Genomic DNA, 12469 nt, shown 5'->3' with positions numbered 1-12469 from the left:
TGGCTCATGCTGTGCTGCTAACTACGCTCGAAAGGACGACCTTAAGAGCGCAGCTTCGCTACCGGGCCATGCTCCCGCAAGGCGGCCCTCGCCGGAGGCGTACGCGGATCGGCCACCACCGGGTCCAGCTCAATCATGCTCAGCTCATGGCTCTGGTCGACGGAATGGACTGGAAACGGGTTCGGACGGAGACCGTCAGGCGGCCGCAATCGGTTGGGTAAAACCCTGCGGCATGATGAATCAGGGAGCTGAAAAAGCGGGAAAATTGCCCGCGAATATGCTCTGATTTTGGCCATGTCGGCACCCGAACTCGCGCTCCCGGACGACGTTGACGCGCTCAAGGCGATGGTTATTGCCATGGCCGAAAAGGCCGCCCTTCTCGAGGAGCGCAACCTCCATCTCGAGCTGGTCAACAAGAGCGCCGATGAGCGGATCGCACGACTGACGGCGGTCGTGAAGATGCTGGAGCGGGCGCGCTTCGGCAGCCGCTCCGAAAGGTTGCGGACCGGCGCGCTGAGCGAGGAACAGTATGCTCTGGTCTTCGACGAGATCGAAACCGGCGTGGCGGCCATCGAAGCGCAGATGGAGAAGTCTGCGGGCGGCTCGAAAGCGAAGCGCGCTCCGCGTCCTCGCAAAGGCTTTGCGGCCCATCTCGAACGGGTCGAGGTGGTTATCGAGCCCGAAACGCCTGCTGGCTGCGAAGCGCTGGAAAAGATCCTGATCGGCGAGGACGTCTCCGAACGGCTCGATGTCACCCCGGCGAAGTTCCGGGTGATCGTCACGCGTCGCCCCAAATATGCCTACAAGGGTTGGGACGGCGTCACCCAGGCAGCCGCACCCGCCCGCATCATCGAAAGCGGCATTCCGACCGAAGCGCTGCTGGCGCAGATCGCAGTGTCGAAATACGCCGATGGCCTGCCGCTCTACCGCCAGGAAGCGATCTATGCCCGCGATCAGGTCGAGATCGACCGGTCACAGATGGCGCAGTGGATGGGCAAGGTCGGCTTCGAGCTCGAGCCGCTCGCCGATTACGCACTGACCCGCATCAAGCAGGGTGAGCGGGTCTTTGCCGATGAGACCACCCTGCCAACGCTGGCCCCAGGATCGGGCAAGGCCAAGACGGCCTACCTCTGGACCTATCTCCGCGATGATCGGCCGTTCGGTGGCAGCGGACCGCCCATCGTCGCCTACCGCTTCGAAGACAGCCGTGCCGGCGAATGTGTCGCCCGCCATCTGGACGGCTATCGCGGCATCCTGCAGGTCGACGGATACGCCGCCTATAACCGGCTGGCCCGATCGGATCGGGGCAATGACGGCGTGACGCTGGCGGCGTGCTGGTCGCACGTGCGGCGCAAGTTCTACGAACTGCATGCCGCAGGCTCCTCCGTTATTGCCTCGCAGACGGTGGCGCAGATGGCCCCGCTGTGGGCCGCCGAGGAGGCCGTGCGCGGCCAGGACCCGGTAGTTCGGATAGCTGCGCGTCAGGAGAAATCCGCCGCCGTCGTTGCCGCTCTCTTTGCGCTGTGGGAAAAGGAGCTGCCGAAGCTGTCGGGAAAATCGAAGCCCGCCGAGGCGATCCGCTATGCGCTCGGCCGGCGTGCCGCGCTGGAGCGCTTCCTCACCGACGGCCGCATCGAAATCGACTCCAACACCGTCGAGCGCGCGATCAGGCCACAGACAATTACCCGAAAGAACAGCCTCTTCGCTGGCAGCGACGGCGGTGGACGGACATGGGCCACCATCGCCACGCTGCTGACCACCGCCAAGATGAATCAGGTCGATCCGTACGCCTGGCTCACCCAGACCCTCGAGCGCATCGCCAATGGCTGGCGAAACAGCGATATCGAGGCGCTCATGCCTTGGAACTACCAGCGCTAAACGGCATCAGCTACGCGCTTACGCTCGTATAGCGCGTATAGCCGTTCAAGTGTATCGGTATACAGCAATTTGGATACACCGTGTGAAGGCCCCGCAGCATCGACCGGACACGAAGCGAATCGGCCACGCCGACCCAACTGTCGGCTGGATGGGGATCGTACCGCTGTGTTTACAGATCTCGAGCAGTATCTGAGGTCGCTTGCACAAGTCACTTGCAACACCCGCACTTTCGTACGGGTCTGGAACTGCGCAATCACCGTCTAGCCAAATCCAGCAGCCTTGCCGCTTGCGATAAAATGCGGGTTGGCGAAATCCTCGTCGTCACTCTGGTTGCGCTTGCCGTAGGCGAGCGGCTCACCATCCAGCGTGCGCGTCATGCCGCCGGCGGCGCGTAGCACCGCGTCACCCGCGGCCGTATCCCACTCCATGGTGCGGCCGAAGCGCGGATAGACGTCCGCCTCGGCGCCGGCGACAAGACAGAATTTCAGCGACGAGCCGACCGAGACGATCTCGGCGGCGCCAAGCGCGCGGATATAGGCGTCGGTTTCCGGCGTGTTGTGGGAGCGGCTGGCAACGACGGTCAGCGGCACCATACCGGCCCTTGCCGAAATCGACTGGCGATCGACGATCTCGTAGTCGTCATTGATCTCGATCGTTTCCGCTTTGCCCGGCCGGCCGGAAAAGAAGCGGCCGGTGCAAGGCGCGAAGACGACGCCGATCTCAGGCACGCCATGGCGAACCAGCGCGATGTTGACAGTGAAATCGGTCCGCCGGTTGACGAACTCCTTGGTGCCGTCGAGCGGATCGATCAGGAAAAAGGCGTCGCCGAGATCCGGCGCCATGATGCCGGCAGAGGCTTCCTCCTCTGCCACGCATGGAATCTCTGGAAATGCGGCGCGTAGCCCGGCAAGGATGATCTTTTCGCTCTCGCGATCCGCCTCCGTCACTGGCGAATTGTCCGATTTGCTGTCGACCGCACAGCCGACACGAAAGACACGCATCACCTCGCGCCCTGCCGCCAAGGCAAGGTGCTCGAAGACGGCGAGCATCGCTTCGTCGTCAGATACCGCCGCCGCTATCATATTGGTCTTCGGCAATGTCCCGCTCGTTCAGCCAGTGTTCCAGGGCGTCCACCATCTCCTCGGCCGATCTGCCGAGGGTCTTGAGATGGATTTCGGGCTTTTCCGGCACCTCATACGGCGAATCGACGCCGGTGAAATTCTTGATCTCGCCGTTCAACGCCCGCGCATAGAGGCCCTTCGGATCGCGCCTGGCACATTCCTCGAAGGGGGTATCGACAAACACCTCGACGAATTCGCCGTCGGCCATCAATTCGCGCGCCATGCGCCGCTCGGCGCTGAACGGCGAAATGAACGACACGATGACGATCAGCCCGGCGTCGGCCATCAGGCGCGCGACTTCGGCAACGCGGCGAATGTTTTCGACACGATCGGCGTCGGTGAAGCCGAGATCGCGGTTGAGGCCGTGACGGACGTTGTCGCCATCCAGAATGTAGGTATGACGGCCGGTGGCGAACAGTTTCTTTTCAAACAGATTGGCGATGGTCGACTTGCCCGAGCCCGAAAGCCCGGTGAACCAGAACACGGCCGGCCGCTGGTTCTTCATATCGGCACGCGCGCGCTTGCCGACGTCGAGCGACTGCCAGTGGATGTTTTCGGCGCGGCGCAGCGAATGCAGGATCATGCCGGCGCCGACCGTGGCATTGGTGATGCGGTCGATCAGGATGAAGGCGCCGGTGGTGCGGTTCTCGGCAAACGGATCGAAGGCGATCGGCGACCGCGTCGAGATGTTGCAGATGCCGACTTCGTTCATTTCAAGCGACTTGGCCGCCTCATGGGCAAAGTCGTTGACGTTGACCCGGTATTTCAGGTCGGTGACGGTGGCGCTGGTCTGGTCGGTCTCGGTGCGCAGGATGTAGGAGCGGCCAGGCAGCAGCGCATGTTCGTCGAACCAGACGATGTTGGCGGCGAACTGGTCGGCGACCTGCGGCCGCGCCGCTGGCGATACCAGCATATTGCCGCGCGAGACTTCGACCTCGTCGTCCAGGACAAGAGTGATGGCCTGGCCGGCAATAGCCTGCTGAAGGTCGCCGCCATGCGAAACGATGCGCCTGACATGGGAGGACTTGCCGGATTTGGCGACGACCACCTCGTCGCCCGGCGCAACCGAGCCGGAGGCGATGGTGCCGGCGAAACCGCGAAAATCGAGGTTGGGACGGTTCACATATTGGACCGGAAACCGGAACGGCAATTCGACCGCGGCCTCGTCGACCGAGACGGTTTCGAGATGTTCGATCAGCGTCGGGCCGGAATACCAGTCCGTCCTGTCGGAACGGCCGGTAACGTTGTCGCCATAGCGGGCCGACATAGGGATGGGCACGATCGTCTGGAAGCCGAGCTCACGTGAGAACTGTGCGTAATCCGCGACGATCCGTTCAAAAACCGCCTCGTCGAAGCCGACAAGATCGATCTTGTTGACGGCGAGCACGATGTGGCGGATGCCAAGCAGCGAGGCAATGATCGAATGCCGCCTGGTCTGACGCAGCACGCCCTGGCGGGCATCGATCAGTACGATGGCGAGATCCGCCGTCGATGCACCCGTCGCCATGTTACGCGTGTACTGTTCGTGGCCGGGCGTGTCGGCGACGATGAACTTGCGCTTTGGCGTGGCGAAGAAGCGATAGGCGACGTCGATGGTGATGCCTTGCTCGCGCTCGGCCTCGAGGCCGTCGACCAGCAGCGCGAAGTCGACGTCATCGCCGGTGGTGCCGTGCTTGCGCGAATCGCGCTCGAGCGTGGCCAGCTGGTCCTCGAAAATCTGCTTGGTGTCGGAAAGCAGGCGCCCGATCAGCGTCGACTTGCCGTCGTCGACCGAGCCGCAGGTCAGGAAGCGCAGCAGCGACTTTCGTTCCTGCGCCGCCAGATAGTCGCGGACGCCGTCGGTCGGGGCGAGGCTCTTGGCCATGATGTGGCGCATGCTCAGAAATACCCCTCGCGCTTCTTCTTTTCCATCGAGCCGGCTTCGTCGCGGTCGATCAGGCGACCTTGCCGCTCGGAAGTGCGCGCCGTGAGCATTTCGCCGACTATCGCTTCCAGAGTGTCGGCTTCCGAGTCGATCGCGCCGGTCAGCGGATAACAGCCGAGCGTGCGGAACCGCACCATCCGGTTCTCCACCGTCTCGCCGGGCCGCAGTCGCATGCGCTCGTCATCCCTCAGGATAAGCATGCCATCGCGCTCGACGACCGGCCGCTCCTTGGCCAGATACAGCGGCACGATTGGGATGTCTTCCTGGAGAATGTACTGCCAGATGTCGAGCTCGGTCCAGTTCGACAACGGGAACACCCTGATCGATTCACCGGCAGCGATGCGGGTGTTGAAAATCTTCCACATCTCCGGCCGCTGGTTCTTCGGATCCCAGACGTGCTGGGCGTTGCGGAACGAAAAGATGCGCTCCTTGGCGCGCGACTTCTCCTCGTCGCGCCGCGCGCCGCCGAAGGCAGCGTCAAACCCGTATTTGTCGAGCGCCTGCCGCAGGGCAACCGTTTTCATCACATGCGTGTGTGTGTTGGAGCCGTGATCGAACGGATTGATGTTGTCGCGCACGCCGTCTTCATTGACATGGACCAGGAGATCGAAGCCGAGCTTTTGCTGCATCTGGTCGCGAAAGGCGATCATTTCGCGGAATTTCCAGGTCGTGTCGACATGGAGAAAGGGAAAGGGCGGCTTGGCCGGATAGAATGCCTTCATCGCCAGGTGCATGAGCACGGACGAATCCTTGCCGACCGAATAGAGCATCACCGGCTTGGCGAAAGCCGCGGCCACCTCGCGAAAAATATGGACGGATTCGGCCTCAAGCCGCTGAAGGTGCGTAAGTGCGATGTTCATGGACTGCGAGCGTTCTTTCGTACCGATCCACGGAAGGGCCTGCATCGGAGGCGACCTTCAGCCGCCCGATTCAAACTGCACTTCCGGACAATCTATTCTCGTGCGGGCGTTCTAGCAGATCGTTCCGGCCCAGAACAATGCAAGACAGGCTTGCGGCCGAATGGTTCGGGAATGAATTTTCCGTACGGCCGGGAAAATCGGGAAATTTCTGCTCAGCGACCGATTCCGCTGGGAACGGCAGGAAAATATTGCCTGGGCAGGTTGGGCATCTTGTGGTGGTGCATCCGATTGGCCAACCGCCTTGGGCTATCGAAACCTTGGCTGCCAGTGCATTGAAATCTTGAAATCGAAGGCAAGTCCGGTTCATCCTTGGCCTGATTGGACGATGCAGCCCCGGCGGAATCGACTAGACCACTATATCGAATGGCCGCGAACGCCGGAGGGGTGGTTGAGCTGGGGCCGGCCGGGGGCAAAGACCTCGAAGCTGGCCTAGGTAGACGCGCTCGACCGGCTATTAAACGTGTCCTGTATGGTGAAGACAAGCCTCACGCAGCACCAACGCAGGCGTCGCCAAGCCGCTCGCCCCTGTAACCGTCGCGGCGGATCGGTCCCCACCACCATTCGTTCTGGAGGTACCAGTCGACCGTTTTGGCGAGGCCGCTCGCAAATATCTCGCGCGGAGCCCAGCCGAGATTGAGCCGTAATTTGGATGCGTCGATCGCATAACGACGGTCGTGGCCAGGGCGATCCGCAACAAAGACTATGAGATCGCGGTACCGCCGAGCACCGGAACGCGGCCGTCTATCGTCGAGAATGCTGCAGATCGCCTCCACCACCTCCATATTGCTGCGTTCCGAGCCGCCACCGACATTGTAACTCTCGCCAACTGCACCCTCGGTGGCGACGATGGCCAAGGCGCGGGCGTGGTCTTCAACAAAAAGCCAGTCGCGCACGTTACTGCCTGCGCCGTACACCGGCAGCGGCTTCTCATCGAGGGCGTTCAAAATGACGAGCGGGATCAGTTTTTCAGGAAATTGAAAAGGACCGTAATTGTTCGAGCAGTTGGACAGCACCACCGGGAGCCCGTAAGTTTTATGCCATGCACGCACCAAATGATCTGACGCGGCCTTTGACGCCGAATATGGCGAGGATGGCGCATAGCCCGTCTGTTCTGTAAAAACACTGTTGTCGAAAGGTAGATCGCCGAACACCTCGTCGGTCGAAACGTGGTGAAAACGGAACCGGCTTTTTTTCTCGCTGGAGAGTCGGCGCCAATACTCCAGCGCCGAATTCAGCATTCGGTAGGTTCCAACAATGTTGGTCTCGATGAAGGCAGCGGGCTTGTCAATCGACCGGTCGACATGGCTTTCAGCGGCCAGATTCATTACAACGTCGATCTCATCGCGATTTAGAACGTCTAGAACTGTCCTCGCATCACAAATGTCGGCGTGCTCGAACCTATAATTGTGGGCGTTCTCGACCGGCCGCAGCGAAGCGAGATTTCCTGCATAGGTGAGTTTGTCGAGATTGGTCACATGATTGGCCGGATTGCGGCACAAACGCCGGCAGACCGCCGAGCCGATGAAGCCGGCCCCTCCAGTTACCAGAAAGTTCATGGCGCCCCTCCGAATGCACTTACCCCTTTTGGGGCAAACACACGACAACACCTCTGCGCGAGCATCGGACCCAGGACACCATCCGAAAGCTGAAGCCTAGGCCGCACCCACGCGTTGGCTACGCCTTGTGGACAAGCCGTGAATCCCTGCCTCCTTAGGAGTGATACTCACGCCATGGCGAAAGCTAATCCCACGAAATGCCCTTCCCGTTTTAAGACGACGCTCCAACTGGAACAAACAGCTTATCGCCATTATGTTCGATCTCGATCACCTCGCTCCTGCGGCTTAACCGTTCCGCAAATCCTCTGTGGAAGATGATGGCGTTCATATAGGCGAATGCCATCGCAAGCGCCCCTGTTCGCAGCGGATAATCAACCAGCGAATGAATGAGAAGAAAAGACACTGACAGAAAAGCAGCTTTCTGAAGTGGGTCACGACGAACGCCGACTGATGCAGCCACTAGCAACACGAAATAACCCGCCATTAGCAAGATAGCAGGAATGCCACCTTCGAATGCTATCTCAAGATAGTCATTGTGAGCGTGATTTACGAATTTCTCGAAGATCATGGTTTCGTTTTCGTAAATCTGGTAGGCTTCTTGAAAATTGCCGAATCCAATGCCTGTCGCCCAATTCTCCTTTATCCCATCGATCGTAGTGCGGGCAAACTCTCCTCGCCCAAATGCCGGGTCGATTGCGTCCGCATCAATCTTGGTCCAGGCACCTATTGTGTAGACCGAAAGCCCCACGAAAATCAGTAGAACGCTGAGCCCACTTGCCCTCGAACGGGCTGAGAGAAAGATGACGGACAATACGGTAATGGCCAAGCCAATTAGAACACCGGCACGGGAACCGGCGGCCAGGAGCAGCAGCAAAAGCGCCACCAAGCCGATCGATCCGGATAAAAGATGCCCGCGAAATATTCCATAATAGACGACGAACGGGATCGAGACAAATAGCAAAGCTGAAAAGTGATTTACGTTCGCAAAAAGACCAGCGTTAATTGTAAACGGTAAGAGGCCGACAATCGCGATGTCGTTCGAAAGTGAATATTGAATCGCCCCTGCCAGACCATTACATATAACACCCATAAAAAAGAACGGAAGAAGTGCGTTGACCTGCTCGACGCGCAGCCGCAATACTGCAAGAAAAAACGCCGCGGCGGCCAAAAGATAAAGCAAACATTCGACCGTGCGGCCGACCCCGACGCTGATGAAGCGAAATTGAGTTTCTGCAGCCCAGGTATCTCCGAGCAGCAGTTTCGGCCGCAAACCGTTGAAAACCGCCGCCGGCAGGGGGACGATTTGCAAAAGTGCCAGCAAGACGGCCAATGCGAGCAGCCACAGAACAGAATGGGGGCTTCTTTGGCTAGGGGGGTGTGAAAAGACGGCAGCCGCTGACAAGAGTGCCGCGACCTCAATGAGCGTATCCGTGTAGAGGCCGCTTACAGTACCGCCGCCGATTAGCAGCGATACAAATAGGACCGAACCGAGGAGATATTTGTCCCGCTCCGATGGCCGGCCGGTCAAGATGGAAGCCTCTCAATACTCAATTTGTGCATCACCAACGTACCGATATATCGAAACCGCCAGCTCTCAGCAATCGTAGCAGTCTCCAGCCGGAGCAACTGCATCGGGCATGTGGACGATCCAATTGTAAAAGTCTGGCTCAGATTCTGACGATTATATGTTCCCTCTGGAATGCTGAGCCGCGCTATGGCGTCGCTTGGATCCACACACCTTATCGACCAGAACAATTCCTTTGGAAGCTTTAGGTTTCTCGCCGATGCGGCCAAGGAAATCTTGTATGAACCAGGAGGTAATTCGATATATTGCTGAAGCGCTGCACCCTTGACTGGCGTGTTCAAGAACCGGGCCGTCGCCCCACCCTCGCCCTCAACCGCGCCCAGGGAGGTTGCGAATGTAACTTCTAGGCTGGATTGATCAGGTACCTGCCAGTCAAACGGCTTACCACCAGAGCCCGGCTCGAATGTGCTGTTGAAAACATACCCCCCCAGCTTCCGCTCTTCGTCCGTGAGACTGAAAAGAAACAGCCGATACGCCGATTCATATTTCTTTTGACCAATGTAGCCATTGATGACACCGGACAGTTCGCTCCTGGTCGGTGGTGTGGCTGATCCAATTAAATCGAGCAACAGCCGATTTGCGGCGTCGAGCCCTTCTGAGGTATCGCGCAGAGCAGCAAACAAACCGGGCCTCCAGGGCGCCCCGGCCATGATGGCCGTCAGCACGGCCTGGTATCCTTGGGGATCTGAGAGAATTGTGGGGATTCCCTGGGCGATCGCCTGAAATTGGTCCGGCCATCGCCGCAGCAACACATCGATATCACCGACAGCTTTCGACAGATCGCCCGTTTCAATCGAGTGGCCAATTAGCCTCTGGAGCGCCCGGATTTCTGTTTTCGAAAGTTTTCGGGCTTGATCGAACAACTGGTAGGCTTCGTCTTTCTCACCTTGGCGGTATTTGATCTCGCCGATCAGGCTATAAAGACGCGCGTCCACCAGATTAAAGGCAAGCGCGCGTTGCGTCTTCGCAAGCAAGCCGTCAAGATCAGGAGGATTACTCGAGTTGTTCAGGTCGCTGGTGATTTCAGCCACCAGGGCGTCGACATTGAACGGATCCAGCGCAAGCGAGACGGCAGGGGCTTCGGCCTCAAGAAACCGACTTAGCCCGATCGAGGAAGCCGCCAACGCTAGTGCGGATGCGATGAACCAAACGCTTGAGCGCCGGAGATTTTGGATAAGCGGGCTGGCCTGCGCCATCATCGACTTTGCCCTCAATTTTCGGGGTACTCGTGTCCGTACCGTAGCTGTAGTACTGATAGTTCATATATTTGTAGGCATAATTGTAATCGAACTTGTTCACCGCAAACTTCGACATAGCGGCTCCGACCACGTTCGCGCCGGCGGCCTTTAGGCGTTTCAAAGCTGTCTTTGCCGACTTGCGTGTCACCTGATTGGTGGAGATGACCATCAATGTTCCCTCGGCAAGCCGGCTTAGGATCGGCGCATCTGAAAGGCCGACAATCGGGGGGGCGTCGATGATGACCAGATCGAAACGTTTGCCGAGATTTGTAAGAATCAGGGCCATCTTCGGGGACGAAAGCAGATCCGCAGGATTTGGTGGGATCGTTCCAGAAGTCAGAACGGTTAGGTTCGGATATTTCGTTCCCCTAAATATGCTGGACAGATCTTCCTTCCGGACCGTGTTTGTCAGCAAATTGCTGAGCCCGATCGTGTTGTCGAGACCGAACATGCGGTGAAGGTTCGGCTTTCGCAGGTCACCATCGACAATGAGAACTCTTGCGCCGAGTGCCGCAAAATCCTGCCCGAGCTTAAACGATGTGGTTGATTTGCCTTCAGAAGGTTCCGAACTCGTGACCAGCAGCGACCGCGGCGCACCTTCGGCCCCGGAGAATTGCAACGATGTTCGAAGCGAACGGTAGGCTTCCGAAAGTCCAGATTTCTGATCGGCGATACTCGCCATCAGTTCGCGATCGTCGACGAGAGGCAAGATGCCAAGCATCGCCAGGCCCAGTTCTTTCTCGATCTGCTCGGGGTTCGTAAAGGTATTGTTCAACAGCTCGATAATATAAACAATCGACGCGCTCAGAGCCATGAACAGAGCCAGCGCGATTGCAACATTAACGCTCAAGCGTGGAGAAAAAGGTCTGCTAGGCTGATTCGCGAAGTCAACAATTGCTGCACTCTGCGTCTTAAGCTCCGAGCTGACACCAACCTCATTCAGCTTGGCAATCAGATTGTCATACTGCGACCTGTTCGAATCGACGTCGCGCTTCAGAATCGTGTACTTGATATTTTTGTCATTGAAGACAACTTGCAGCTTTTCCATCTCAGCAAGTTTCGTCTTGAGGTCAGCCTCCTTGTTCAGCGCTTCCTGATATTTTAGTCTTAGGGAATCGGTTATGGCCAGAACACCGTTGTTATAGAGTCGTTGCAATTCCTTGATCTGCGACTGAAGCTGCTGCATCTCCGGAAAACCGGGTTTCAGGATCCCTAATTTCTGCTGATACTGGCTGGTCAGGTCCGACAGTTTTTCGCTGAGCTTCTGTAGACCCTCACTTTCGAGTACGGGCGCCAGGCTTGCGCCGCGGCCCTTGTCAATCTGGTCCACTACCCGTCCTGCATCAAGACGGTCCTGGATGGCTGTCGCAAGCGCTGTGTTCAGCGCCTCGATGTTCGATCCTATAAGCGACTTGTCGTCGCCTGTGACCGTGATGCCCGCATCCTTTGCATAAGCGACTAGATCCTCTTCGGATTTTTGAAGCTTTTGCTTTACCTGCAAAACCTGTTCCTGGATGAATTGCCGTGCCAGGTCCGAAGTCTCGCTGGTTTGATCGAGACGTTGATCAATGAAACTTTGCGCGACCTGATTGGCCACGTCACTTGCATATTTTGGCTTCTGGTCGGCAAACGCAATCGATAGCAGGCTCGTATTGGGGACCAGGTTGACGCTGAGATCGTTCAGGATGCGATCGATCGCAATTGCTTCACGTTGCTCCGGGGTCTTTTCTTCAATGGACGGCGATTTGGAGATTCCAAAGGCACGATAGAAGATGTTGGTTATCGAGAAATCCGGCGTCGGGAACAGGAAATCCGGCTTTTCGCTGAGCCCCAGTTGAAACACGACACGCTGCGCCAATGCGCGGCTTTTAAGTTTTTCGCGTGCGGTCAAAAAGGCTCGGACATCGCTGTTCTCGGAAACCACTTCGATGTCCTGGAAGACCTTGGCCGACGGTACCAGAACCTCCAGTTGTGTTGTTGCCTGATATTTTGGCGTTTGCATCATCGTAATGACGACGCCGGCTACGAAACCAGCTGCCATCATCATGGCGATCAGCCATCGATATTGAACCACATAAAAGAGCAGCTTGAGTGGATTGAACCCTTCGTTCTGGTCCGTGTAGTCGTGACCATAGGTGCTATAGTTTTGCGCACCGTCGTAATAGAGGTCCGCCGACAACGCTTGGCTGTGTCCTGGGCCTGCTATTTGATGCTGTCTGTTACGATCGAGCATGGTCCGAGGTGATC

At 58.0% G+C, this 12469-nt stretch carries 8 protein-coding genes; 1 reads left to right on the top strand and 7 read right to left on the bottom strand.

What is annotated here, in order from left to right:
* The first annotated feature begins 294 nt into the window (after positions 1-294).
* A complete protein-coding gene (gene tnpC, locus NKI47_RS26065) occupies positions 295-1878 on the top strand; it encodes an IS66 family transposase (protein ID WP_352578751.1) in 1584 nt (527 codons plus the stop codon).
* A 260-nt stretch (positions 1879-2138) separates the two neighbouring features.
* On the opposite strand, the gene cysQ is transcribed toward tnpC, so the two are convergent.
* The 7 genes from cysQ to NKI47_RS26030 form a co-directional block, all read right to left on the bottom strand.
* Positions 2139-2927, bottom strand: coding sequence for a 3'(2'),5'-bisphosphate nucleotidase CysQ (gene cysQ, locus NKI47_RS26060; protein ID WP_352594102.1), 789 nt, complete (start codon positions 2925-2927; stop codon positions 2139-2141).
* 10 nt (positions 2928-2937) lie between these two features.
* Entirely contained in the window at positions 2938-4875 is a 1938-nt protein-coding gene (cysN, locus tag NKI47_RS26055; RefSeq protein ID WP_352594098.1) for a sulfate adenylyltransferase subunit CysN, read from the bottom strand.
* 2 nt (positions 4876-4877) lie between these two features.
* Positions 4878-5783, bottom strand: coding sequence for a sulfate adenylyltransferase subunit CysD (gene cysD, locus NKI47_RS26050; RefSeq protein WP_352594097.1), 906 nt, complete (start codon positions 5781-5783; stop codon positions 4878-4880).
* Between the two features lie 545 nt (positions 5784-6328).
* Positions 6329-7399, bottom strand: coding sequence for a dTDP-glucose 4,6-dehydratase (gene rfbB / locus NKI47_RS26045; RefSeq protein WP_352594096.1), 1071 nt, complete (start codon positions 7397-7399; stop codon positions 6329-6331).
* 211 nt (positions 7400-7610) lie between these two features.
* Positions 7611-8927 (bottom strand): O-antigen ligase family protein, encoded by a 1317-nt coding sequence (locus tag NKI47_RS26040; protein ID WP_352594095.1) that lies wholly within the window; start codon positions 8925-8927, stop codon positions 7611-7613.
* Positions 8924-10108 (bottom strand): tetratricopeptide repeat protein, encoded by a 1185-nt coding sequence (locus NKI47_RS26035; RefSeq protein WP_352594094.1) that lies wholly within the window; start codon positions 10106-10108, stop codon positions 8924-8926. The genes NKI47_RS26040 and NKI47_RS26035 overlap by 4 nt, the downstream gene beginning before the upstream one ends.
* Positions 10071-12455, bottom strand: a complete 2385-nt coding sequence (locus NKI47_RS26030) for a GumC family protein (RefSeq protein WP_352594093.1) — start codon at positions 12453-12455, stop codon at positions 10071-10073. The genes NKI47_RS26035 and NKI47_RS26030 overlap by 38 nt, the downstream gene beginning before the upstream one ends.
* Positions 12456-12469: the final 14 nt, after the last annotated feature.

This window comes from Mesorhizobium sp. M0633, from assembly GCF_040320645.1.
Classification (GTDB): Bacteria; Pseudomonadota; Alphaproteobacteria; order Rhizobiales; family Rhizobiaceae; genus Mesorhizobium.
This window is presented reverse-complemented; position numbering and strand designations above follow the sequence as displayed.

Coding starts and splice junctions, on each gene's coding strand:
- tnpC (WP_352578751.1), top strand. CDS start 295: ATGTCGGCACCCGAACTCGCGCTCCCGGACGACGTTGACGCGCTCAAG.
- cysQ (WP_352594102.1), bottom strand. CDS start 2,927: ATGCTCGCCGTCTTCGAGCACCTTGCCTTGGCGGCAGGGCGCGAGGTG.
- cysN (WP_352594098.1), bottom strand. CDS start 4,875: ATGCGCCACATCATGGCCAAGAGCCTCGCCCCGACCGACGGCGTCCGC.
- cysD (WP_352594097.1), bottom strand. CDS start 5,783: ATGAACATCGCACTTACGCACCTTCAGCGGCTTGAGGCCGAATCCGTC.
- rfbB (WP_352594096.1), bottom strand. CDS start 7,399: ATGAACTTTCTGGTAACTGGAGGGGCCGGCTTCATCGGCTCGGCGGTC.
- NKI47_RS26030 (WP_352594093.1), bottom strand. CDS start 12,455: ATGCTCGATCGTAACAGACAGCATCAAATAGCAGGCCCAGGACACAGC.